Annotated in this window: 17 protein-coding genes; 14 read left to right on the forward strand and 3 right to left on the reverse strand. The window is 58.4% G+C overall.

The annotated features are described in order from the left end of the window. Window positions 1-63: 63 nt before the first annotated feature. Together ABEB25_RS15830 and ABEB25_RS15835 are read right to left on the reverse strand one after the other, a co-directional pair. Complete coding sequence (locus ABEB25_RS15830; protein WP_345737520.1) at window positions 64-2,523, reverse strand: DUF1592 domain-containing protein; 2,460 nt, start codon at window positions 2,521-2,523, stop codon at window positions 64-66. Window positions 2,524-2,573: 50 nt separating this feature from the next. Next, window positions 2,574-3,845 (reverse strand): DUF1552 domain-containing protein, encoded by a 1,272-nt coding sequence (locus ABEB25_RS15835; RefSeq protein ID WP_345737391.1) that lies wholly within the window; start codon window positions 3,843-3,845, stop codon window positions 2,574-2,576. A gap of 960 nt (window positions 3,846-4,805) precedes the next feature. Here ABEB25_RS15835 and ABEB25_RS15840 point away from each other — a divergent pair. From ABEB25_RS15840 to ABEB25_RS15900, 13 genes are all read left to right on the forward strand, one after another. Continuing rightward, window positions 4,806-6,206, forward strand: coding sequence for an Eco57I restriction-modification methylase domain-containing protein (locus ABEB25_RS15840; protein ID WP_345737392.1), 1,401 nt, complete (start codon window positions 4,806-4,808; stop codon window positions 6,204-6,206). Continuing rightward, window positions 6,193-7,182, forward strand: a complete 990-nt coding sequence (locus tag ABEB25_RS15845; RefSeq protein ID WP_345737393.1) for a BsuBI/PstI family type II restriction endonuclease — start codon at window positions 6,193-6,195, stop codon at window positions 7,180-7,182. Before ABEB25_RS15840 ends, ABEB25_RS15845 begins: the two co-directional genes overlap by 14 nt. Before the next feature lie 141 nt (window positions 7,183-7,323). Next, entirely contained in the window at window positions 7,324-8,916 is a 1,593-nt protein-coding gene (locus ABEB25_RS15850) for a sialidase family protein (protein WP_345737394.1), read from the forward strand. A gap of 230 nt (window positions 8,917-9,146) precedes the next feature. After that, a complete protein-coding gene (locus ABEB25_RS15855; protein ID WP_345737395.1) occupies window positions 9,147-9,545 on the forward strand; it encodes a hypothetical protein in 399 nt (132 codons plus the stop codon). Between the two features lie 408 nt (window positions 9,546-9,953). Continuing rightward, window positions 9,954-10,337, forward strand: coding sequence for a hypothetical protein (locus ABEB25_RS15860; protein WP_345737396.1), 384 nt, complete (start codon window positions 9,954-9,956; stop codon window positions 10,335-10,337). 123 nt (window positions 10,338-10,460) lie between these two features. Continuing rightward, window positions 10,461-10,922 (forward strand): c-type cytochrome, encoded by a 462-nt coding sequence (locus ABEB25_RS15865; RefSeq protein ID WP_345737397.1) that lies wholly within the window; start codon window positions 10,461-10,463, stop codon window positions 10,920-10,922. A 45-nt stretch (window positions 10,923-10,967) separates the two neighbouring features. Continuing rightward, window positions 10,968-11,618, forward strand: a complete 651-nt coding sequence (locus ABEB25_RS15870; protein ID WP_345737398.1) for an SCO family protein — start codon at window positions 10,968-10,970, stop codon at window positions 11,616-11,618. A 4-nt stretch (window positions 11,619-11,622) separates the two neighbouring features. Further along, window positions 11,623-11,949: a heavy-metal-associated domain-containing protein gene (locus ABEB25_RS15875; protein WP_345737399.1), complete on the forward strand. Its 327-nt coding sequence runs from the start codon at window positions 11,623-11,625 to the stop codon at window positions 11,947-11,949. Then, window positions 11,949-16,283: an immunoglobulin domain-containing protein gene (locus ABEB25_RS15880; protein ID WP_345737400.1), complete on the forward strand. Its 4,335-nt coding sequence runs from the start codon at window positions 11,949-11,951 to the stop codon at window positions 16,281-16,283. The genes ABEB25_RS15875 and ABEB25_RS15880 overlap by 1 nt, the downstream gene beginning before the upstream one ends. Before the next feature lie 75 nt (window positions 16,284-16,358). After that, window positions 16,359-20,471, forward strand: a complete 4,113-nt coding sequence (locus tag ABEB25_RS15885; protein ID WP_345737401.1) for an immunoglobulin domain-containing protein — start codon at window positions 16,359-16,361, stop codon at window positions 20,469-20,471. 42 nt (window positions 20,472-20,513) lie between these two features. Beyond that, complete coding sequence (locus ABEB25_RS15890; protein WP_345737402.1) at window positions 20,514-21,419, forward strand: hypothetical protein; 906 nt, start codon at window positions 20,514-20,516, stop codon at window positions 21,417-21,419. A gap of 222 nt (window positions 21,420-21,641) precedes the next feature. Further along, window positions 21,642-21,962, forward strand: a complete 321-nt coding sequence (locus ABEB25_RS15895) for a hypothetical protein (protein WP_345737403.1) — start codon at window positions 21,642-21,644, stop codon at window positions 21,960-21,962. After that, window positions 21,899-22,540, forward strand: a complete 642-nt coding sequence (locus tag ABEB25_RS15900) for a response regulator transcription factor (RefSeq protein WP_345737404.1) — start codon at window positions 21,899-21,901, stop codon at window positions 22,538-22,540. Before ABEB25_RS15895 ends, ABEB25_RS15900 begins: the two co-directional genes overlap by 64 nt. 34 nt (window positions 22,541-22,574) lie before the next feature. Here ABEB25_RS15900 and ABEB25_RS15905 read toward each other — a convergent pair whose 3' ends face one another. Then, window positions 22,575-23,384, reverse strand: coding sequence for an IclR family transcriptional regulator (locus ABEB25_RS15905; protein WP_345737405.1), 810 nt, complete (start codon window positions 23,382-23,384; stop codon window positions 22,575-22,577). 75 nt (window positions 23,385-23,459) lie between these two features. Between ABEB25_RS15905 and ABEB25_RS15910 the strand changes: the two genes are divergently transcribed. After that, complete coding sequence (locus ABEB25_RS15910) at window positions 23,460-24,200, forward strand: SDR family oxidoreductase (protein WP_345737406.1); 741 nt, start codon at window positions 23,460-23,462, stop codon at window positions 24,198-24,200. Window position 24,201: the final 1 nt, after the last annotated feature.

The following is a 24,201-nucleotide window of genomic DNA, read 5'->3' on the forward strand; positions in this document are numbered from 1 at the left end:
TCCGGCCTGGGCCGAAGGCAGACTGCCTTCGGCCTTTTTTATGAGATGTGATGCATGCCCCCCTTACCTGGAACGAAAGATATCACTGGTTAGGCATTCGACGATAAGGGTCTGGAGACCAAGGCGGTTTTCTTTGACGGTAGTGTGGATCTCGTTGATCTCGAAGTCGTCGGCGGGCTCCATGTGGCGGCCAGTGGTATAAGAGAGGACTTGGCGGATGAGGTGGCGGGCGAAGAGGTCTTCGCGAGTTTCGCGGATGATTTTTTTGAAGCCGGCAAAGTCTGTGTAGGTTTCGCCGGAGGGGAATTCGCCGGAGGAGTCCACCTTAGGTGCGGGGACCTTGCTGTTTTTGGGCTTGGGGTAGCTGCTGCGCCAGCGGCCAATGGGGTCGAAGGACTCCAGGCTGAAGCCGAGAGGGTCGATCTTGCGATGGCATTCGGCGCAGGTCTTGTCGGTGCTGTGTTTGGCGAGGCGCTCGCGGATGGTGGTGGCACCGGAGATGTCGGCCTCGATGGCGGGCACTTCATCGGGGGGGGGAGGTGGCTGGATGCCGAGGATGTTTTCGCTGACCCACACGCCACGGGTGACGGGCGAGGTTTCCACACCGTTGGCGCTGACTGTGAGGACGCCGGCCATGCCGAGCAGACCACCGCGACGTGGGTTGTCCTTGAAGCTGACTTTTTGAAAGCCATCGGCTAGGCGCAGGGTCTTCTGCTCGGGCAGGTCGTAGAGCTTGGCCAGCTTCTTGTCGGCAAACGTGTAGTCGGCGTGGAGAAAGCGGGCCACAGAACCATTGTTCTTCAGCAGGTCGCGGAAGAACAGGCGTGCCTCGGTCTTCATGGAGGTGGGCAGGTCCTCGGCATAGTAGCCGCGGTTGGTTTCGCGGGGCGGCGGCATGCTGCCGAGGTCGCGAAGGTTTAACCAACTATCGAGAAAGCCGTTGGTGAAGCCGCTGCTGCGGTCATCGGCGATGAGGCGCTGAATCTGCTTTTTCAGCTCGGCCTTTTGCGTGAGCTTGCCGGACTTGGCAGAGGCGAGGAGCTCGGCATCGGGCGGGGCGGCCCAAAGGGCATAGGAGAGGCGGGTGGCGAGATCGTAGGCGGTGAGGGCCTTGGCGGAGTCTTCCGTGATCTCGGTGAAGTAGAGGAAGGACGGCGAGCAAAGGATGAGCTTCAGCGAATCCAGAGCGGCCTGGCGCGGGGTGGCTTTTTCCGCGAGGCGCTTTTCATAAAACGTGCGGATGGGCTGGCGGTCAGCATCGGTGAGCGGGCGGCGGTAGGCTTTCTCAGCGAAGGCCTGGAGCTGATCGAGCGCGCGTTCGGGCTGGAAGCCTTCCTTGCCAAACACGGCCTGTTCCTCGGCGCTGCCGCCGGCTTCGGGCATGGGGCCCTGGATCTTGATCTCGCTGATGCGGATGTGGGGCAGCTTGCCCTCTAACAAAAGGTGTGCACGGCCCACGCCGGAGTCGTTGACCTTGCCTTTGAACTCGTCCTTGTAGCGTTTGTTGACCGCGAGCACGGAGGCGCGGGATTCAAAGGGGCCGTTGGGGAAGATGAAGCGGGGGGTCTGCCCGGCCTCCAGCCAGACGCGGAATTTCAGCCAGGTGGGCTTTTCATCGGGCACCACGCTGCTGGCCAATAGGGGCTCGATGGGCTGCGGGTAGTGGATGTGACCTTTGGTGACATCGCCCGGCACAACTCCGAGGACGAAGGGCTCGGAGAAATCTATGCCGAAGATGGCGGGGTCGTAATGGGTATCGCGATGCAGGGCCTGGGCCTCCACCTCGATGTCGTACAGACCGGAGACGGGCACGCCTTTGAGGAAGTCCTCGATGTGGCCGTAGCCGCCCTGGCGGGTGTCTGTGTTGGGCTGCTCGTAGAGGTTGAGGTAACGGTAGTTGAAGGCGGATTTGTGCGGCCCTTGCAGTTCTTCGTATTGGACGAAGTGGCCGTTGAAGCGCCAGTTCTTGGGTTCCATGGCGGGCTTGCCCAGGCGCGTTTCCACAAGGCGATTCGCGGCCTGGAAGTATTGGTCCACCAGGAATCCAGAAGTCACCAGGGACTTGCCGATGGTGTCCATGTGCTGGCTGGTCTTCTCCTTCGGGAAATCGCCGGTGAGGCCGAGGGTATCCACACGGCGACCAAAGAGGGTGGCCAGGGTGTTTTCATACTCGCGGCTGGACAAGCGGCGCATGATGGTGCGTGCACCGGAGCTTTCGATCTTGCCACGGGCGGCCACGGTGCCTTCGCGTAGCGCACGCAGCACGGCGAGGCGTTCTTCATCCGTCGGCTGGTCGGACTTCTTCGGCGGCATCTCCTTCAGGGTGACCTGATCAATGATCTCCTTGGCCGAGATGAGGTCTGCCTCCGACTTCAGTGGGAGGGCGAAGTTTTCAAACTCGCGATCCCCCTTCTGCGCATCGGCATCGTGGCACTCCAGGCAGTACTTGCCGAGGAACTGCTGCACGATCTTGGGCGGCGGCAGGGCCTCCTCGGCGTGAGAAGGGGCCACGGTGAAAAGCATCGTGGCCAAGCTGGCGACGAGACGGGCCGGGGGGAAAGCAGGTGTGCGCATCAGGAAAAGCGGCCTGTGCTGCTGCCGAAGGAATCGGTCTCCACACCCATGCGCTGGGCGATGTCCACAAAGAGATTGCACAGCGGCACCTTGTTGATGCCGTCACGCGGCACTTCGCGGAATTCTCCATGCTTGTAGCCGCCCCCTGCGAGGATGATGGGCAGATCGGTGTTTTTGTGCGAGTTCGCATCGCTCATGCCGCTGCCGAAAAGCACGGCGGTGGAGTCGAGCAGGGTGCGGTCGCCATCCTGCATCTTGGAAAGGCGGGTGAGGAATTTGCCGAAGTGCTCGATCTGGTATTTCTCCAGCGTGATGAGGTGGGCGATGGCCTCCGCATCATTGCTGTGGTGGGAGAGGCCGTGGTAAGACTTATCAATGCCCAGATCCTGCGGCAGGAAGTCGCCGCCGATCTCCAGGGTGGCGATGCGGGTGGAGTCGGTCTGGAGGGCGAGGGCGATCAGCTCATACAGCATGGGCAGATCCTGCACCGGGTTGCGGTTCGCCGGTTTTTCAAAGGGGGCTTTGGGCTTCGGCTGGCTGGCCCAGCGTTTGCGCAGTTCCAGGCGCTTTTCCACATCGCGCACGGAGGTCAGGTATTCGTCCAGCTTGTCCTTGTCCTCCTTGTTCACCTGACGGGAGAGACGGTTGGCATCTTCCAGCACGGAGTCGAGGATGGAGGCCTGCACCTGGTTTTCCTGCACGCGGCGCGCCTGGCGTTCCTGGGAGTCGCTGATGAACAGGCGCTCGAACAATTCTGCCGGGCCGGTGATGGGGGGAACGCGCACGCCGGACTTGGTCCAGGCGATCTGGCAACCGCCGTGGATGCCGCCTTCGGAGCCGACCGTGAGGGAGGGAAAACGGGTCTCAAAGCCCACTTCGTCGGCGAGGTATTGGTCAATGCTGACGTTGCCATCGGGGCGGTTTTGCGCCTCGGAATTCAGCACGCCGGAAAGGAAGGAATGAACGGCGAAGTGCCCGCCTTTGACGCCGTGGTCCAGGCCCTTGAACACCGTCATGTGGTTGCGATTTTCCCACAGCGGCTCTAGCAGCGTGGTCTTCTCGTAGTTGCGGCCCGTGGTGGTGGGGAAAAGGGATTTCGTCTGATAACCGAGCAGGTTGCCGATGGCGACAAACCGCTGCGCCCCTGCCCCGGCCCCCTTTGCCGCCTGCACCGCCGAATTCCCGCCCACGGACTTGGCCATGAGCGAAGGCAGCCCTGGCAACGCAAGCGAGGTGCTGAGGGATTGGAGAAGGAAACGACGACGGTTCATAAGGGGTGCATTCAATACGTCAGCAACGGGCCGTTTGTTTCAGGAGAGAACGCAGGCGCGAGCGGATGGGGAAATGGGGAGATTCAAATTTATCCCCATTTGGGGATTTTCGGCTGCTAACGATTGATTTTCAACGGCTTGCGATGGGGATTTCTTGGGGAAAGGATGGGGAGAATCTGGGGAAATGGGGATCGCGATGGGGAGAATCTGGCCACGGTATTGTTGTTCAATAGAGTAGCACGGATGGCGGGTTGTTTCAAGTGGGTTGGGTGGGGGTGTGTCAACTTGACAACTTCTTCAGAGTCAGGCAAAACCTTTCTGGTCTTGTGTGGCGTCACCTCTTTGGGCAATTGGAGCCCTCTGGACTGTGCCCACACAGGGCTTTTTTCTTCATCGTTAACCGACTGAGCAAACATCTGTGTGGAACGTATTTTGTGTTGTATGAGAGCGGACTCAGAGTTTCTAATATGGGTTAAAGATGTCTCTTGAAACCGTGCGGTTTGCTCCTTTTTTAGGCCCAAAGGGTTCGAGTTGTGAGGTGATATCGCAGCCCTCTAATCACTCATACAAAGATTTATCACGTAAGGCCCCCATAGCCGTAGATACACATTTGTATATATTCAAAATTGTATATCGAGAGCCGCGTCGAAATACAGCATTTAGGTAGAATGAAAACATCATCCGTTCTCCTGGCCGAGAGATTAAGAGAAGGAAACGACGCCTGTTCAAAGGGGACATGCGCAGGGCGACAAAATGAAAAAATCACAACGCCTTAAAAATAAGAATCTCAGCTCGAAAGAGCGAACGAGAGAAGGAAGCTATGCGTTGACGGGGAGGGCTTGCTAGAGTCATGGTGGAAGCATGATTTCAGATGTAAGCCCCTCGTTCCCAATGCGAGAAGGCAGAGAGCGGCAGGAAGCCCTTGGGCAGTTCCTTACGCCCTCGCCTACGGGTGATTTCATGGCCTCGCTCTTTGATGTCCTGCCGCCAGCCGTGCGCCTGATTGACGCGGGTGCTGGGGCCGGGGCCTTGACATTGGCCTTTGTGCGGCGGGCATGCTTGCCGGGTTCCGGAGTGAAGTCTATTCACGCCACGGCCTATGAGCTAGACCTGATGATTATTCCCGCATTGCAGGAGACTCTAGCGGAGTGTGAAGCCGCTTGCCAGGCACAAGGAATTGCCTTCACGGCTTCGGTTCATCATGAAGATTTCATTCAGGAAATGGCCGGAAAGGTATCGGGTGATTTGTTCAGCGCTTCACCCCCGTCCTTCAACGTGGCAATCGCCAATCCTCCATACAAGAAGATCAACACGAACTCGCCGGAACGGCTAGCGCTAAGGTCTGTGGGTTTGGAAACGAGCAACCTTTACACGGCTTTTGTGGGGCTTCTAGCGTGTCTTCTGGAAGCCGGGGGGCAACTTGTAGCCATTACCCCTCGTAGTTTCTGCAACGGCCCCTATTTCCAGCCTTTCCGGGAATACTTTTTGGAACTGACGGCGCTTCAACGGCTTCACGTCTTCGATTCACGGGAAGCTGCTTTCCGTGGAGATGGAGTGTTGCAAGAGAACATCATCTTTCACGCCACTAAAGGCAGGAAACAGCCATCAGTCGTTACGGTGTCATCTAGTAGTGGGGAAACTGGCGCATCTGTCACGGCCAAGGATTTCCCCTTCGCGGAAATCGTTCATCCTAACGATCCCGCGCGGTTCATTCACATCCCCGCCGATTCAGGCCATGCCAGCGCACGAGACAGACTGTCAGAACTGCCCGCTACGCTGGCGTCTTTAGGTATTACCGTCTCCACGGGTCGCGTGGTGGATTTTCGTCTCAAAGACGCGCTCCGGCCCGCGCCAGTACCGGGCACTGTGCCTTTGCTTTATCCCTGTCACTTCAACGGCGGAACCGTGCATTGGCCGAAGCTGGATGCCCGCAAGCCTAACGCCATCTTGGACAACGAAGAAACACGCCCTTGGCTCGTTCCATCGGGCATTTATCTTCTCACGAAGCGGTTCACGTCCAAGGAAGAACGGCGCCGTTTGGTGGCCTGTCTCCTTGACCCTTCCGACGTTGAAGCGGAATGGCTGGGCTTTGAGAATCATTTGAATTACTTCCATGCCAGCGGCAAGGGCTTGGAAAGACCATTGGCTCTTGGCCTGTTCGTTTATCTGAACTCCACCTTGGTTGACCAATATTTCCGCTGTTTCAGTGGTCACACACAGGTAAACGCTACCGATTTACGCAAGCTGGCTTACCCAGACCGAGCTACACTAGAAGCAATGGGAAAAGCCCTTCCACGGCCCGACATTTCCCAAGAAGAACTAGACCAACTTGTAGAGCATCACCTTCATGGCATCCAATAAACCCGACCGCAAAAGCGCCGCTAGAAAGCAGAGGCTTGCTGAAGCGATTGAAGTTCTCACAGCTTTGCAATTTGGGCCGAGGCAGCGAAATGAAGGTGCCGCACATACCCTCCTGGCGCTTCTTGATCTAGCCCCTGAAAAGTCTTGGGAGGAGGCTGAAAGTCCTTTGCGAGGCATCACGCCCATCATTAATTTCATCGCGGAGAAATATAGTCTTCGCTACGCCCCCAACACTCGGGAAACGATCCGTGATGAATCTGTGAAGTTCTTCGCGGAAGCGGGCTTGCTGCTACGGAACCCTGACAATCCCAACCGCCCTACAAACAGCGGAAAAACTGTTTATCAGGTGGAACCATCGGCTCTTGCCTTGCTCCGCACTTTTGGAACACTGGAATGGGCGCATAAACTCAAGGCTTACCTTGCCAACGTGGAGACGATAAAGCGAGAGATTGCCCGACATAGGGAGTTGGCCCGCGTTCCTGTCACGCTGCCAGATGGCAAGACCGTAGCCCTTTCACCGGGCGGACAGAACCCGCTTATCAAGGCCATCATCGAAGACTTCTGCCCTCACTTTGCGCCGGGTGGCGTGGTGGCCTATATCGGAGACACGGAAAACAAATTTGCTCATCTTGAAGCAGATTACCTCGCTGGGCTTGGTGTGGCACTGGATAGCGCGGCCAAGATGCCGGACGTGATCATTCACTGCACAAAGCGAAACTGGCTTCTTTTGATTGAAGCCGTTACGAGTGCCGGGCCTGTAGATGGAAAGCGGCGAAAGGAGCTCAAAGAGCTATTTGCCGGAAGCAAAGCGGGCCTAGTTTTTGTCACGGCGTTCGACACACGCCGTGTGATGCAATCATTCCTGGCTTCCATCGCCTGGGAGTCCGAAGTTTGGATTGCCGAGGACCCGGCTCACATGATTCATTTCAATGGGGATAAATTCCTTGGCCCTTATCCTGATGCAATGCCGTCGTGAATTCTTGGCCTATTCGGTCGAGGGTGGTGATCGGCGATGATTTTTCGGTTCCTGCTTTTTTGGTCCAAGAGTTCATTTCGAGGTGAAGCGGAAGATGGCTGATTGAATCGGGGGTTTGGCGAAGTAGGTCTTTTCGAAACCATGCCTGTTCATCGCCTCTCTCTTGCCTTTTTTGCCTGCGCCCTGTCCTGCTTTGGGGCGAGTGATGTTGCTCTGCCTGCGGAGGGGATGGGTGGGAGGGACTCGGTTTACCTAACGGCGAATGATTTATCCATCGCGACGGGGGAGCCTTCGCGGGTGCTGATGTCGAGTGGATCGATGCATGTGCCGGTGTGGTCGCTGTCTGGGGGCACGGTGGGGCAGTCGGTGGCGGGGGTGGTGGGCGGGCTGCCGAGGGGGTGCCAGGCGGTGAAGGTGGAGATCGTGGTGACGACTTCGGACGCGGCGACGAGTGCGGAGTTTGCGGATGTGTATCGGGTGCACCTGTCGCAGTTGGTGGAGGGTGCGCCTTTGATGTCGCGGTATGTGCTGGGGACTCCGGTGCGGACGGCGCTGCCTACGGGGCCGTTTCAGGTCCGGACGATCCTGCTGGAGTCGTACTACGAGGTGGTGGAGGATGCGCCGCTGTGGGTGAGGATCCAGCGGGAGCCGGGTGAGGCGGGGGATACTTTTACGCGCCCGACGGGGCTGGTGATGGTGAAGGTGACGCCGGTGGATGCGCCGGCGAAGACGCACGTGGTGCAGGATGGGGGCGGCTACAATTCCTGGCCGATGATCCAGGCCCTGGGTGATAAGCTGGTGTGCGTGTACAGCCGGGGCAAGGCGCACACGATCAACGATGATGAGCGGGCGGTGTATGCGCGGACCTCGACAGACGGTGGCCAGACGTGGACGCCGGAGACGGTGGTGGCGAATACGCCGAACTACGGTGAGGTGGAGGTGGGCAAGGGCCTGGACTCGACGGGGGCGATGCTGCTGTGGGTGCGGAGGATCGGGAAGGAGTGGAACCATGATCTGTACCGCAGCACGGATGGGGTGACGTTTACGCTTTTGGCGACGCCGAAGCTGGCGGTGCAGCCGATGCAGATCACGGATGTTTTTGCGGTGCCGACGGTGGGGCTGATGGCGCTGTGGTTCTCCGGGGACTATGGGGACAAGCCGACGAATGGGTGGGGCATGGTGACGAGTAGCGATGATGGTGCGACGTGGACGCAGACGCCCGTGGAGACGGGGCTGACGAAGCCGGAGTGGCCGACGGAGGCTGCGGCGGTGTATGTGGGTGAGGGGCGGATTTTGGTGATCGCCCGCACGGAGACGGGGCCGGCGCAGTTCCAGATCGTGTCCACGGACTACGGGAAGACGTGGGTGCGCAAGCCAACGAACATTGGTGATGTGGCGGGATCGACCCCGAGCCTGGTGCTGGATGCGAAGACGGGGCTGGTGAGCAATTACTATTACCACCGTGGCAAGGGGGTGCTGCGGCGGCGTGTGGTGGAGCCTAACCAAGTGTTTGACCATCCGCAGGAGTGGCCGGCCTCCGAGGTGGTGGGCACGGGGAGTAAGGTGATGTGGGATGCGGGGAATGCGAATGCGACGGTGATGGGCGGCAAGCACTACGTTTCTTTTTACTCTGGCAAGGCGCCCGATACGGCGGTGCTGGTGGCGGAGCTGCCTGCGCCGACGGGGGTGGAAAAGAAGGCGAAGTCCCCTGCCCCGGCTGGGGCGAAGAAGTAGCGGGCGGATGCGGAGAGGGGGCGTGGCAGAGGACGTGCCCCGGCCCGTGAATGGCCGCGCCATTTTAATGACAGGGCCGCTGCATGCCCCCCCTGCGCGATGTGAAGCAGTATCGGCTGATGATGGCACCCAGCCGTGCAAGCTGAGGATGAAGCGGAAACGAAGGAGCGAAACAGGGCGTTGATAAAAGGCGTTGCCGACAGAAGAAATCAGGCGTTTAATCTGTGACCATGAAAGCTGCCTCGCGCCTATTGCTCGTTGCCGCCCTGATGATTTCCATCGGGCTGCACTGGGCGGTTGTGCAGTCGGTGGCTTGGGTGGGGATGGCGGTGACCTATTCGGTGAAAACGGGGTCGGTGGTTCAAGGTCTGAGCGATACCTTCGATGGTGAACATGCCTGCCCTCTCTGCCATGCAGTCGAAGAAGGCACCCAAAAATCTTCTTCTGAGAAAGATCCCGCCCCCTCCAAGATCCTGAAGGATCTGAAGTTGCATCTGGCGGTGACTACTGCGCCTGTTTTTGTTTTTGAGAAGCCTGCTGCACCTGAGTGGATGACGACATCCCAGACGGGTGACATTCGCGCTTTGACGCCTGAGCCACTGCCGCCACGAAGCGGTCTTTTGGCCTAACTGATCCTGTCTCAAAGGGCTGTCGTGCCTCGTGGTCCCTGCTTGCAGCGGGGAGGCGATGCATGGCCGAACAAAGACCTTTTGAGGTCCGGGCCTCAATGCGGGGATCGACGTTTGTTCCTTTCAATGAGGCTTCTTTGAGGCGGGGTCATGCCTGCTTTGCCATCCTGTCTTTTCGCGATTCGCACGCGCTCCTTTCCCGGAGAACAGAGCATGGTTTCCGCTAGTTGCCATGTTCCGGGATGCCCCTGTCTGGCCGTTTCCAGGCAGGGGCGATCCATCTATCTCGGCCGGAGTTCCTTCGGCTGAGGACCACTGCCAGACCTGTCACAAGATCCCCCAGGACCCTTAAAATTCACTGATATGGACACTCCCACGGTGGGGAGTGTTCCCCGCCTTCCCTTCTTCATGAAACGCATTGCCCGCCTTTTCATCGTGGCTGCCCTGATGGTCTCCATCGGGCTGCCATGGGCGGCTTTGCAGTCGGTGGCCTGGATCGGCATGGCCGTGACTTACACGGTGGAAAAGGGATCGGTGGTGGAGGGATTGAGCGACACGTTTGACGGGGCGCACCCTTGTGCTCTCTGCCATGCGGTTTCCGACGGGCAAGAGAAGGAAAAGAAACAGGAACAGGACCAGGGCGGCAGCCCGAAAAAGAAGCTGGAGATGCTGCCTCTGAATCCACCTTCGTTATGGCGGCCGAAGCTTCCGCCGCAGGAGTATTCTTGGTTAGACTTTCGATGTGATCGGAGGGCTGCGACACCGCTTTTGCCTCCGCCGCGATGGGCATGAAAAGGATCGGGACACGACTCCCGCCATTCTGACTTTTCATCTCATTCTTAAACGACAGCCGCCATCCGCCCTCGCGCTGGATGGACGGTCCATGTCCTCGGCTTTTCATCACACTCTCGTTTCATGTTTTCATCTTTTCGTTTCATTTTCACGGCGGCCTGTGCGGTCGCCCTTCATCAAGTTCACGCTCAAGATTCTACGGCAGGTCAGACGGTTTACATGCAGGTCTGCTTTGCCTGTCATCAGCCGACCGGGCTGGGATTGCCCAATATGTTTCCGCCCTTGGCGGGTTCGGACTGGGTCGCTGCGGCCAAGCCGGATCGCCTGATCCGCATCGTGCTGCATGGCATCACGGGGCCGATCCAACTCAATGGTCAGCCTTTCAATTCACCTGCGCCGATCATGCCGACACAGGGCACCTTGAGTGATGAGCAGATCGCCAATGTGCTGACGTATGTGCGGACGAATTTTGGCAACAAGGCCGGTGCCGTTACCGCTGCCGAAGTGAAGGCCATCCGTGAGGCAGAGAAAGCGCGCACGGCGATGTGGACGCAGGCCGAGTTGGAAAAAATCCCTGTGAACTGAGCCATGGCCGACTCGCGATCATCTCATGCCGGATGGCCCTCTTGGGTGACCCGTTTGCTTGCCTATGGCATCGGCGGCTGCCTCGTCTTTGGGGTGATCGTGGGTGCCAATGCGCTGTTTGAAAACACCCGTCCTTCGATGCCGATCCCCATCATCACCACGGTGAAGGGCGACCTTGTGGCGACGGAGAGATCTGGCCGCACGGTGAAGTTTTCCGACCTTAAGGGGAAGGTGGTGGTGTGTGCTTATCTTTACACGGTTTGCCCGCATGGGTGCGCGGCGATCACGGCGCAGATGCAGCAGTTGCTCAAGCGGTTTGGTGACCGTGCGGACTTCCAGTTGCTCTCGGTCGCCATTCATCCAGACCGGGACACGCCCGCCCTTTTGAGCAGCTATGCTGAGGCTGTGGGGGCCCAGGGGGATTCACCGTGGTGGTTTGTCACAGGCGAGCAGAAAGGACTGTGGGACTTCATGACGAAGGAACTGCACCTGGAGGAGGCGAAGCCCATCCCTGAAGATGAGCGGATAAACCCGATGGACCACTATGAGCATGATCTGCGCATGGTGCTGATCGACCGCCAGGGCCGCGTGCGCCGCTATTACTCGGTCTTTCATCCGCAGCCGGAAATCGCTGCCGTGATGTGTGAACGCCTGCCTCAGGATGTGCAGCGCCTGCTCGAAGACCCGGAACTTTAAAGCCATGAAAAATCTATTGTTTACGATTCTATTGTTTGTTATTCCCTGCCATGCGGCGGACCCCACCTTTGTTTATCAAGGCGAGGTGTCCGGGGTGTTTTGCAGCGTGTGCTCCAGCCATGTCAAAGCAGCGCTGATGACGATCCAGGGTGTGCAGGATGTGAAGATCAAAATCGCGCCGGAAGGGCAGCTTCCTAAGCTGACCCTCACGGCCACGACGGACCGGCTGACCCGTGAGGATGCGGTCAAGGCCTTGGGAGACAAGGCCAAGGACTTCGACATTCGCTCTCTCAAACTGGTTCAGCCTTCAAGCGCAACCCCTACACGCTGATGAAATTTACCTTCCTTCCATTCCTCGTTCTTTTGGCGACCTATCTGGGCACGACAGAGGCGGCGCACGCTGCTTTTGAGCATGCTGAGGCACGCCATACGCATCCCGTCGGCCTGACTCCTGACGGCACGCGGCTGTTGGCGGTGGATTCCATCAATGCTCGGTTGAGTGTTTTTGATGTGACGGGTTCCGGTGCCCCGGTGCGGGTGACGGAGATCCCCACGGGGCTGGAGCCCGTTTCCGTGAGGGCGCGCACGAATGATGAGGTGTGGGTGGTCAATGAATTGAGTGACAGTGTCTCGGTCATCTCGCTGAGTCAGGGGGTGGTGCTGGCTACTCTGAGTGCGGAGGATGAGCCAGCGGATGTGGTCTTTGCCCAAGGTAAGGCCTTCGTCACCTGCGCCCGAAACAACAGCCTGCGCATCTTTGATGTGACCACGCGCAATCTGGTCGCGACGATTCCTCTGGAGGGACTGTATCCGCGAGTGCTCACGGTCAGTGCCGACGGTGCCAAAGTGTATGCGGCGTTCATGGACTCTGGTAACCGCACGACCATTCTGCCGAAGAGTGCGGCACCAGCACAACCTACGCCATCGAACCCAAGCCTGCCTGCGCCGCCGCAGACTGCGCTCATTGTTCCATCCGATGATTCACGGGTCAGCCATTTCACGCTGGATCATGATGTGGTGGAGATCGATGCGAGCAATCACAGCATCCTTGGTTATGCCAGTGGTGTTGGCACGACGCTCTTTGACCTCGCTTTTCGCCCCGGATCGGGAGACCTTTGGGTGGGCAATACGGAGGCCTTTAACCTGATCCGCCATGAGCCGAATCTCCGGGGTCGCTTCGCAGCGAACCGGCTGACGCGCATCGCCGCAGGCACGGGGCAGGTAACGGCCTTTGATCTCAATCCGGGCATTGACTACCAGACGCTGCCCAACGCTGCCGCCCAGGCCACTGCGCTGGCACAGCCGACGGCCCTAGCCTTCAGTGGCGATGGCGGCACGTTATGGATCGCCGCTTTTGCCTCGGATCGCATTGCCAAGGTGAACGCAGAGGATGCAGCGGTGCAGGCTCGTGTGGATCTGCGCACAGGTGCAGATGCCAGTGCCGCCGCGATGCGGGGACCGCGTGGGCTGGTGCTGGATGAGGCAAGCGGGCGGTTGTTTGTGCTGAACAAGCTGTCACACACTCTCAGCGTGATATCCACAGACTCACTGGCCATTGCGCATGAGATCCCGATTTCTGCCTTCAATCCGATGCCAGCATCCGTCAAAGCGGGGCAAGGCTATCTCTTCGATGCCCGTTTGTCTGGCAATGGCACGGTGTCTTGCGGCACCTGCCATTTCGATGCGGACCGGGATGGGCTGGCATGGGATCTGGGTGACCCTGCGGGGGAGATGATGACCGTGCTGGGGGCCAATCTTTCCGTTCATGATAATACGCCGCGTCCACGTGTGATGCACCCGATGAAGGGGCCGATGACGACGCAAACGCTGCGGGGCATGCAGGATGGTGCCCCCTTTCATTGGCGGGGTGACCGGGCCACCATCGCTGCGTTCAATCCGACTTTCGATCTCCTGATGGGTGGACAGCAAATCGACGAAGAAGACATGGCTGACCTAACCAGCTATTTGCTAAGCATCGTCAATCATCCTAACCCAAACCGCAACAACGATCGCAGTTTGCCCACTTCCTTTGGCAACGGGAATCCTGTTACGGGTCGTGATCTGTATAACAATCACAACAAGTCCCATTGTGCGGTCTGCCATCTTTTGCCCAAGGGAACGGACAACAACATTGATCTGCCACAGGAGGTGGGGTCTGCCCAGCCACTGAAGACGCCTCCGCTGCGCACGGTTTATCAGCGTATGTTTTATAATCCACGAGCAGGGGCGGAATCCCTGAGCGGCTTTGGAATGCTGCATGATGGCACCGGCTTTGTTCTGCCCATCGTTCATCCCTACGTGCTGGACAATCTGGACCTGGCTGAGCTGAAGCACGTCACGGCTTTCCTTCAGTGCTTTGACTCGGGGGTGGCACCTGCGGTGGGCATGAGCGCCACCGTGAATGTTGCCAATCGCGCCGATGCCAGTGTCAGCACGGTGCTGAATCTGCTCGAAGCCCGTGCGGCGGTGGATCCTGGTGACTGTGACCTGATCGTGCGAGGCAAGGTGGGAGGCCAGGAAAAACGCTACCAGTTCAGCCCCGGCCCTAAAACTTACCGAAGTGAAAAGGCGAGCGAAGGAAGCCTAACTAGAAGTGCGCTTCTTTCCTTGATCGAGGGCAGTGATTCGGTTTCGTTTTTGGGGACATTGCCAGGAGCGGGCCCACGCTTGAGCGTGGATGAAGATGAAGATGGTTTCCTCAATGGTGATGACCCCAATCCCGGCCTCAAGGATGGCCCGCCAACAATCACCCAGGAGCCGGTGGACCGTGCAGTGCCGCCCGGAGCGGATGTGAGTCTAACCGTTCAAGCGGAAGGGCTGGGGCTGAGCTTCCAATGGTATAAGGGAACGCAGCCCATCATCACAGGCACGGAAGCGACGCTCACCCTGAAGGAGGTGACGACAGCGGATGCAGGCAACTACAGCGTCCAGGTGCAGAATGCCTCCGGCAGCCGAACCAGCCGAGTGATGAAGCTGGAGGTGTATCCTGCCCCGGTAATCACGGTGCATCCAGTGTCGCTGAGCGTCAAAGAGGGGCAGAGCGCCACCTTTAGCGTCACAGCAACTGGCAGCGGGATCACCTACCAGTGGAGGCGTGGCAGCGCCCAGGTTGGCGGTGCGACGGCACGCACTCTAACGCTCAATGGTGTAAGTGCGGCTGACATCGGCAGCTACAATGTGGTCGTCAGCAACGGAGCCGGTAGCGATACCAGTGGAGAGGCGCAGTTAAGTGTGCAGTTGAAACCCGTGATGAATCCCCTGAATCTTCGAGGGGCCATCATCGGACAGGACTATTCAGACGCAGTGAGCGCTACTCATGAGCCCACTCGTTTTACCATTACAGGATTGCCCCCGGGCCTGAAATACGATGCTAGCACTGGGGTCATCAGTGGACGACCCACGGTGAGTAAAACGTACTTAGTCAAGGCCACGGCCACGAATGGGGCAGGCACTGGGCCACAGGTTTCGCAAGAGCTGACGGTGGAGCCTTTTCCGGCTCAGTTGATCGGCACTTACGATGGCATCATGCCACGAAACTTGGGCATGAACGGCCTTCTGGGAGGTCGGTTAAAACTCACCGTTGCCAAGACGGGTGCTTATTCGGGCACGCTAAGCTTGGGCTCGGTGACGCATGCCTTGAAGGGGGCTTTGAAGGTGCTGCCGGATGAGGATCCCACTCACGAAATGTTCGTGAAGCGCAAAGGGAAGTCGGACCTTAAGGTCACACTCACCCTGGGGCGTCAAAGCCGCATGGTGACGGGAGAGATTGAGGAGGAGGGCTCTACCTTGGCTTTGGCTGCACGTCTGCCGGATGTGGAACTCAGCCGTTACACAGGGAACTACACCCTGGCTCTGAAACTGAGCCTGGGGGATCAGGGGCAACCGCACATTCCCCAAGGTCATAGCCACGGGGCCTTTAAGGTATCCACAAAGGGGGCGGCCTCGGGGGTGATTTTTCTGGCTGATGGTACGAAGATGACCTTCGCGGCCCCCATCGCTGAGGGCGGACACTTACCCTTTCACAGTCTGCTGTATGCCAAGACAGGTTCCGCGCAGGGGCTTTTAAAATTGGGTTCCGATGCGATGCATAGGCTCGCAGTGGGCAGTGAGGTGTCTTGGTTTAAAGAAACTCAGGCACGTTTCTCGCGGCTGTATCCGCAGACTTTTGGTCCGCTGAATCTAGGCGTCATCGGCGGGGTTTACACCGTCCCCTCCTCCACTGAGATTGCGATGAATCTGGAAGCAGGCGCGGGCAATGCACGCCTGGCTTTTGCCCGAGGTGGAGCACCTGATCCTGCGACGCGGCTGAACCTGGAGGCCCTGGAGATCCAGCCTGGCAGCCCAGCCAAGCTGGTGTTCCCAGCGAGTAACCCTGGCCTGGTTAAACTCACCGTGACACCAGGTAAAGGAGCGGCCTTTACGGCTGGAGGAACGGGCGTGTTCAAAGGCAGCTTCAGTCTTTCAGACATGGATAACAGCCTGACGCCTAACAAGCTTTTGAAACGGACGGCGACCTTCAGTGGCGCCCTCGTGGACGATGGCACTTCGGTCAAAGGCTACGGCTTTTTCATCCTGGCCCAGATGCCGACTGCAGAGCCGAAGACGACGACCTCCACCAGCCCCCAGCTTTCCGGCAGCGTCCTCTTAGAGGCCTCCGTGCCCTGACTTTCTAGCGGAAAACCAAGCAAACAACACACCCACAACCAAGACCCAGACACCTGATACGCCTACCTCATTCACATGAAAACTAAACGATACTCCCTGAACCGGCTTCTGACCGGCACGGTGCTCCTCCTGGGCACTCTGTCCGCATCAGCGCACATCGGTTATACTGGCCGTGACTTCGGCACGGTTGTGCCTAACGCGGCCCCCGTCACCATTGCCAATCAAGCCGTCACCAGCAATTATGGCTGGGCTGATGGCACCGACGCCGACTTCGGCGATGGCCACAAGCTGCGCTACTACCGCTTCAACCTTGCGGCACCGGCCTATGTCACCATCAGCTTCAGCGGCTCCACCAATGGCGGTACCAAGAACGGCAGCATCAAGCCTGGATTTTCTGTCTTCCAGGGCCTTGCTCACCTTGCCCCCATCACCAATGCGCCGGGCAGTGCAGACCATGACGGTGCTCCGATCACCTTGGCCTATCTGGCCAGCCTGGGCGGGGTGGCAAAGGAAGGCGCTTTCCGTGCGCTCGCGGACTGGCGAGTGGGTGGAGAGAACCAGCCTGGACCTGTTTTTGACTTCGATGCTGCCGATGGCCTGAGCACGTTCGTGTTCAAAGGCTATGCCGTGGATGGCAATGCCAGCCTCTTTGGTTCAGCACCTGGAGTCGTGGGAGACAACAATGCCGATGGGACGGTGACCAAGTCATTGTTCCTCCCCGCAGGAGACTATTCGATCTTTGTGGGGGGCGCGAACTATACGGGCCAGTTTCCCACCCCAGATGCGACCTCCTACGGCCTGACTGGCACAATTTCTGCCTCAGCCTTTACCTATGCTGCCGGTGATCCGGTGGAAGGTGGCATCGGCTATCAGCATCAGGTTACCTTGGGGGAAAACAGCTCTGGCAGCTTCAGCGGCCTTGTGGGTGCCTGGAGTTGGGAAGACAATAAATTGTTCGGCGGCGACGGCCAGGGCACCGACCCGGTAGGTTGGACACACACCTCCAACTGGGCAGCGCTGCATCTGCAAAAAGATACGGTCTTGACCGTCACCATGGCACGTGATGCCAACGTGCCGGACCCCACGGAGGAAAATCCGGACGCCAAAGCGGACACCTCATCCATGAATCCCTCCATGACGTTGTTTCGCGGACTGGACAATGATGGGGACGATTTCCATACCTATAACAACCGTGGCAACATTGCCTGGGCGGAAGACATCCAATACGTGGACCATGTGGAGAACTCCACCGAGGAAACCATCACCCGTTCCTGGTTCCTTCGTGCCGGAGACTACACCTTCGCGCTGGGCAGCAATGCCACGGCAGACAACCTCAAAAAGCAGGGGTACAGCATTTCATTCTCTACACAGTCCTCGGGAGCTGTCGATCCTGTGCCCAATACTTACCTGCCGCCTGAATACATTGGCACCGGAGGCATTGGTTATGCTCACACTGTCATCGCCAAGGTTGGTGATGCTGGCAGCTTCAGCAACCGCGTGGGAGCCTGGAGCTGGGAAGACAGTTCTTTGCCTTCTTCTCCTGGACAGAAATCTTTGGGCTGGACCCATACGAGCAACTGGCTCGCACTGAAGCTTGAAGAGGAGGCCTATTTCTCACTCACCATGGAGAGCGACGACAACGTCCCCTGGCCGAGCACCGAAAACCCTGACCGTAAGGCGGATACAAGCCACATGAAGCCCAGCTTCACCCTCTACCGCGGCTGGGACAACGACGGCTCTGACAATCACACCTACAGCAACAAAGGTAACGTGCTGTGGGCGGAAGACATCCGCTACCTGGACCATGTGGACAACTCCACCGCGAGCAAAGTCACCCGCACCTGGCGTCTGCCGCCCGGGGAATACACTCTCGCCCTGGGCAGCAATGCCACGGCAGACACCCTGCTGGAACAAGGCTACAAGGTTTCTTACCAGGCGCTCACGGCAGGTGCTGTCGTCACAGGAGATCCCGCCGCAGGCGGCATCGGCTACTCCCGTGTCATCAATGTGGGCCGCGGAGACAGCGGCACCTTTTCAGATCATGTCGGTTCATGGAGCTGGGAAGATCAAGGCCTCGATGCGGATGAACCTGTCGGCTGGACACACCAGAGTCGCTGGCTTGCCGTGCACATCAAAGATCCTCTGACGCTGAACATCACGATGGCTCGTGATGCCAATGTTTCATGGCCGAGCACCGAAAATCCTGGCCGCTTGGCCCCCGTCGATAAAATGAATCCGAGCTTCACACTCTATCGTGGCTGGGACAATGACGGCTCTGACAGCCACATTTACAGCAATAGTGGCAACGTTGCCTGGGCGGAAGATATTAGCTATGTGGACCACTACGGTAACAGTTCATTGGGGGTCATCACTCGCTCTTACACCCTCGCTCCCGGCTATTACACCTTCGCTCTCGGCAGCAATGCGCCAGCCGATGAGCGGGATACGAACCGTCAAGGATTCAGCTTCACCTGGACGACTGGAAATCCCGTCGTGATTTCCCCGGTGATTACGCAGCAGCCCAAGGGAGTCGAATTGGTGGAAGGAAAGAAAGCCGCTCTCAGCGTCAAAGCCAGCGGCCCAGCCCTTTCCTATCAATGGAGCCGTAATGGGAAAGCCATTGAGGACGGCACCTCCGACACTTTGGTGATCGAAGAGACCACCCTGAGTGATGCTGGCAGCTACACGGTGGAGGTGCGTAACGCAGCAGGTTGGGTTACTAGCACGGCCGCATCCGTGGCGGTTGTCGCAGTTCCCGTCGTGGTTGGTTTCGACATCCCTGATCTCATCGTTGGGCAGCCCTATCAGATCCAGCTCACGGCGATCAACAGCCCCACGGCCTTTGCTGTGAAGGGGCTTCCACGCGGGCTGACCTTTGATTCCAAGACACTTCTCATCAGTGGTCGCCCACAGGTGGTCAGTCCTCTGGTGACGGTTGAAATCATCGCCTCGAACAAAGCAGGCAAGAGTGAGAAGACCACGGACACCTTTGCGGTCACTTCCCTGGCCACAGGCGTGGGAGGCAGCTTCACAGGACCGCTGGGCCGTGATGCTTCTATCAATGGGATTCTTGGCGGCTTGATTAAACTCCAAGTCACTGGCACGGGTGCATTAACAGGCACCGTTACACTGGGTGGCAAGTCACACAAAGTAGCCGCACTTCTAGACACCTCGCTGGAATCACCGGAGGCCAGCTTCAGCTTGCCACGCCCTGGACAGCCCGCGTTGACTGTGTCTCTGCATGTCTATGCCGCAGCCAAAGCCATCTATGGTGAGATCACAGACGGCACGACCGTGCTGCCCTTTATCGCGCGTCAGCCGCTGACCCCGGCAGGTGCCTATGCTGGCGACTACACCTTGGCCATGCGGCTGGATGAGCTTGACGTAGGGGACGTGTCCCTACCTCAGGGAGCCAGTATCGGCGCTTTCAAAATCGCCCCTACTGGGGCCGCGACGGGTGTGATCATCCTGGCAGACAGCACCAAGCTGACCTTCGGGGGGCCCCTGGAACAAAATGGTCATTTGACCGTCTTCGGCGTCCTCTCCAAAGGCGTGGGTTCACTACTCGGAGCCTTCGACATCGAAGCTCCTACAACCGCGGGTGAAAACAGCACAACGACTGGAAATCTAGCCGTTTCTGAATTCTCCTGGTTCAAAGGCGAGGTCGCCAAAGACCGTGCCTATGCAGAGGGTTTTGGTCCCCTTGACCTCCAAGTCATTGGCCGCAAATACAGCACACCCGCCAGTGATGAACTCGCCCTGGGCGCTCAGTCCAGCCCAGGCAATGCCAAGATCACCTTCACCGAGGGTGGTGCGCCTGATCCTGAAACACGCCTGAATCTGGACACCATTGAGCTCGGTCTGAAAACGACCAAGATCACTGAGCCGAACCCCGCCAAGGTCAAACTGACGGTGGTCGCAGGTGCCCCAGGCAAATTCACGCCTGGCACCAGCGGCAGTTTCAAGGGCAGCTTTGAGCTGACAGACAATGACACCAGTGTGACACCCGCGAAGCCACTGAAACGCTCTGCCAATTTCCAGGGCATGATCGTGGACGATGGTGAAAGCGTGAAAGGTTACGGCTTCTTCATGCTGCCGCAAATGCCGACCGCCAGCCCGAAAACGACCGCGAAGACCTCGCCGATTCTCTCGGGTGCTGTCCTGCTGGAAGCTATCCCGACCGAATAGTAACAGCCTGAAAAACCTTTAGAAATGACGAAGGAGCCATCCATGAAGACCGACCGTGCAACAGCCTTCATCGATCCCCGGCCCGGGAGCCTCGGCCTCCGCCGCCGGGCCTTCGTCATTTCTATTTTCCTCGCCCTCTCACACTTTATTTCCTCCATCGCCACCGCTCATCACGGGCGCGATTTCATCCTCATCCAGGACAGTGCGATCCCCGCACGGTTCAGCGGCGTCGCCATCGCCGGCTATGAATGGCAGCGTGATGGAGACACGGACTCCTTCTCCACCGAGCCCGGCTTTTTTATCGGCCTGGCCCCCGCACTCGCCTTCGGACTGTCCGCAGGTTTTTCAGATGAAAGTGGTGACTGGAACTACACCGGCATCACGCCCCAGTTTGTCATTTCCCTGTTGCCGCCCACTGGGCCGACGAATTTTCGTGTCGGACTTTGGACAGGTTATGAATTTGCTGAAGCGCAGGACGATTCTCACAGTCATGCCGTAGGCGCACACTCCCATAATACCGGTTCGGGCCCGGATGCAGGCCCGCAGGTGCCGCACAGCCACGGCGGTTCCGGTCACGATCACGGCTCCCATTCCCATGGGGGCATCCACCGCCATGGAGAGAGCGGTCTTTACTCCCGCCTTATTTTAGAGAGCGACCTCACGGAGCGCACACGCGCTGTATTGAATCTCATCAGCTTTGTCTCCGGCGCTGGTGGCGGCCCCGGATTTGGTTATGCGCTGGGTCTGCGGTATGAGTTCAATCACGACCTATCGATGGGGATCGAAACCCTCGGAGACTTCCGCAGCTATGGCAGCTCGCACGAGGTCTTGTTGACCACGATGATGGGTTTGCCAAATCATCTGTCACTTCGGCTCGGGATCGGCGGTGGTTTGACGAAGAGCAGCCCGGACTTTACCCTGCACACCAGCTTTCTGTGGCGGTTTTAGTTTGGCTAGAGCTATGTTAAAAATTGCTAAAGCAGGCAGGTTTGTTGATGAAAAAGTGATGGAATGTCCTGCCGCTGCGGGCCCATTCGTCATAGGGGTGAGCGGAAATTTGGACCAGACAACCCTCACTGCTCACTGAGTGGCCGGCACGTCTCAAAAGGGCTTTCGCGATTTCGTCCAAGGAAGCATCCTGAAGATGCCAAGTATCGTGAAAGGTGCATCGTGCGGGACCATGTTTCGCACTTTGTTTTCACCGTTTGCCTGCTCTCCTTTGCCGAGGGAGCCCAGGCTACCTGGCTGGAGGGTTTAAGCGGTGATCTGCGCAAGGCCCTGGGCTTGCGGAATGGAGTGGTGAAGGAATTGGCTGGCTTTGGAGAGCCGATGATCGGGAATACGGTCGCTGAGTTTGGCATTCAGCACATCATGCTGGCGGAGCCTCCGCCGGAGTCTCCTTTTGTGCAGATTGATCTGACAAGGCTATGCCACACATCTGGATCATCGAAGACAACGCCGCCTTTCGCCGGGGCACAGAACGTGCGCTGACGATGAAGCCCCATGCACATGAGGTGCGGGCGTTCATGAGCTGCGAAGATGCGATTGAGGCGCTGCATTGCCCCCACTTGCCGGACGTGATCCTGCTGGATGTGGGACTGCCCGGCATGGATGGCATTGAAGGCATCACGCATCTGAAAAGCCGTGCTCCCGCCGCCAGCATTCTGATTCTCACGGTCTTCGAAGATGATGACAAAATCTTCCGCGCCATTTGCGCTGGTGCCTCCGGTTACCTTTTGAAATCCGAGCCCATGGCCCAGGTTATCACCTCGATTGATCAAGCGATCGCCGGTGGCTCGCCCATGAATCCACGCATCGCCACGCGAGTGCTTGCCATGTTCGCGCAGCTCGCCCCAGCGAAGAAGGACTACGGCCTGGATGAGCGTGAGCAGGCGGTTTTGAAATGCATGGTCGCCGGAATGCCGCGCAAACAAATCGCCGAAGCCACGAGCCTGAATCCTCACACCGCAGACTACGTGACCCGCAGCATTTACCGCAAGCTCCACGTCAACTGCGCAACTGCTGCCGTTTCCAAAGCGGTGGCAGAGAGATTGGTGGAGGATCGGTAATCAGGGCGGGATTATCGCCCGCGATACTCGGACATTATTTTCGATGAGTGGCTGGACGACCCATGGATGCCGAAAGTTTCGCTGCATGATCGGCAACGACTTTTGCAGCAGCGGGCAGTTTGGAGAGAGGCAGACGATCACTCGGTCCGCTGATCCATATCGCGGCGATGACCTCATCTCTAGCATCAAACACAGGTGCCGCAGCACAGGCGTAGGTCTCGCTCTCCTCACAGCGGTCAAGGGCATAGCCTTTGTCACGCACCTCGGCGAGTTCAGCCGCGAAGGCTTTGGCGGAGGTGAGGGTGGTCTTGGTGTGTTTGGTGAAGTGAATGCCCTGGATCAGGGCTTTCCGCATGTCTTCCGAAAGGAAGGCCAGCATCGCCTTTGCAGGTGCGGCCGTGTGGAGCGGGAAAGCGTGACCTACCTCCACCACGACCTTCACGGGATGAGAAGACGCGACTTGATCAAGCACGACCCCCTGCGAACCCGATAGGGTTCCAAGAAGCGCGGTTTCTCCCGTGGCATCTCGTAGCGCGGTGAGCACGGCACTGGCAGCCTGCAGCAGGCGCTGACCACCGATGGCACCATGGCTCACGGAGAGGAGCTTACGGCTCAGGCGATAGACCTTCGTGGACTCATCACGCTCCGCGTAGCCGCGCAGGGTGAGCGTGGTGAGAATGCGGAAGACGGAGTTCTTCGGCATGGCCAGCCCCTCGGTCATCGCGGTCAAGGTGAGTCCTTCCGGATGCTGCGAGAGCCGCTCCAACAGATCGAGGGTACGATCCAGAATCGGAACCCGGTATCGGTTCAGTGGACTGGTGGGTTCTCGGCGTTTTGCGGGCATGTGTTTTTTATATCAAACAAGATTCTTGATTGCAAACGCAGGTTTCGACCGTTTGAATGCTGTCTTCCATTTCAAATGCAGTCTCTCATATCAACTTTAGAAAACGCCACCGTCATCGTCACCGGAGGCTCACGCGGTTATGGAGCGGGTATTGCCGAGGCGTTTGTGAAAGCTGGAGCTCGTGTCTGGATCACCGGTCGTGATGCAGAAAGACTGCAAACGACCGCACACAAAATCGGGGCTATTCCTTTTTCTGCAGATGTGGCCGATGGGCAGGCCTGGGACAGGCTGATCGAAGAAGTGCTGAACAACAGCGGCAGGCTGGATGTGCTGGTGAATAACGCGGGAGAGGGAGTCAAAGTCTGCCAGACTAGCGAGCAGACGGACGAAGCCATCGTCCGCAGCCTGGCCAGCAATCTCACAGGTGCGATGCTGGGATGCCGACGTGCAGCGGCGATCATGCAGTCACAAAGAAGCGGCCTCATCGTGAACATTGGCAGCGCCTGCTCCACCCACGCTTGGCCAGGGTGGAGCATCTATTCGGCCGCCAAGGCGGGGCTGCTCATGTTCACACGCTGTCTGCTCACAGAGCTGCGGCCTCATGGCGTGCGGGTCACCTCCGTTATGCCATCGTGGGGGCAGACGGAGTTCACCGAGGCCGCAAACCTGCCTCCACGTGATCCAGCCATCCTCACGCAGTGCATCTCCCCTGCTGACCTGGGCCAGCTCATCGTGCAGACCGCTTGTCTGCCGCCGCACCTCATCGCGGAGGAGATCAAGCTCTGGCCAATGGTGCAGCCGATGACTCAACTTTAAT

Origin of the sequence: Prosthecobacter algae, assembly GCF_039542385.1 — a bacterium.
Taxonomy (GTDB): domain Bacteria; phylum Verrucomicrobiota; class Verrucomicrobiia; order Verrucomicrobiales; family Verrucomicrobiaceae; genus Prosthecobacter; species Prosthecobacter algae.

Excerpts from the sequence above, each read along its gene's own strand:
- ABEB25_RS15910 (WP_345737406.1), top strand. The coding sequence starts at position 23,460 with ATGCAGTCTCTCATATCAACTTTAGAAAACGCCACCGTCATCGTCACC.
- ABEB25_RS15865 (WP_345737397.1), top strand. The coding sequence starts at position 10,461 with ATGTTTTCATCTTTTCGTTTCATTTTCACGGCGGCCTGTGCGGTCGCC.
- ABEB25_RS15840 (WP_345737392.1), top strand. The coding sequence starts at position 4,806 with ATGGCCTCGCTCTTTGATGTCCTGCCGCCAGCCGTGCGCCTGATTGAC.
- ABEB25_RS15845 (WP_345737393.1), top strand. The coding sequence starts at position 6,193 with ATGGCATCCAATAAACCCGACCGCAAAAGCGCCGCTAGAAAGCAGAGG.
- ABEB25_RS15890 (WP_345737402.1), top strand. The coding sequence starts at position 20,514 with ATGAAGACCGACCGTGCAACAGCCTTCATCGATCCCCGGCCCGGGAGC.
- ABEB25_RS15860 (WP_345737396.1), top strand. The coding sequence starts at position 9,954 with ATGAAACGCATTGCCCGCCTTTTCATCGTGGCTGCCCTGATGGTCTCC.
- ABEB25_RS15830 (WP_345737520.1), bottom strand. The coding sequence starts at position 2,523 with ATGCTTTTCACCGTGGCCCCTTCTCACGCCGAGGAGGCCCTGCCGCCG.
- ABEB25_RS15905 (WP_345737405.1), bottom strand. The coding sequence starts at position 23,384 with ATGCCCGCAAAACGCCGAGAACCCACCAGTCCACTGAACCGATACCGG.
- ABEB25_RS15855 (WP_345737395.1), top strand. The coding sequence starts at position 9,147 with ATGAAAGCTGCCTCGCGCCTATTGCTCGTTGCCGCCCTGATGATTTCC.
- ABEB25_RS15850 (WP_345737394.1), top strand. The coding sequence starts at position 7,324 with ATGCCTGTTCATCGCCTCTCTCTTGCCTTTTTTGCCTGCGCCCTGTCC.
- ABEB25_RS15875 (WP_345737399.1), top strand. The coding sequence starts at position 11,623 with ATGAAAAATCTATTGTTTACGATTCTATTGTTTGTTATTCCCTGCCAT.
- ABEB25_RS15885 (WP_345737401.1), top strand. The coding sequence starts at position 16,359 with ATGAAAACTAAACGATACTCCCTGAACCGGCTTCTGACCGGCACGGTG.
- ABEB25_RS15880 (WP_345737400.1), top strand. The coding sequence starts at position 11,949 with ATGAAATTTACCTTCCTTCCATTCCTCGTTCTTTTGGCGACCTATCTG.
- ABEB25_RS15835 (WP_345737391.1), bottom strand. The coding sequence starts at position 3,845 with ATGAACCGTCGTCGTTTCCTTCTCCAATCCCTCAGCACCTCGCTTGCG.
- ABEB25_RS15900 (WP_345737404.1), top strand. The coding sequence starts at position 21,899 with ATGCCACACATCTGGATCATCGAAGACAACGCCGCCTTTCGCCGGGGC.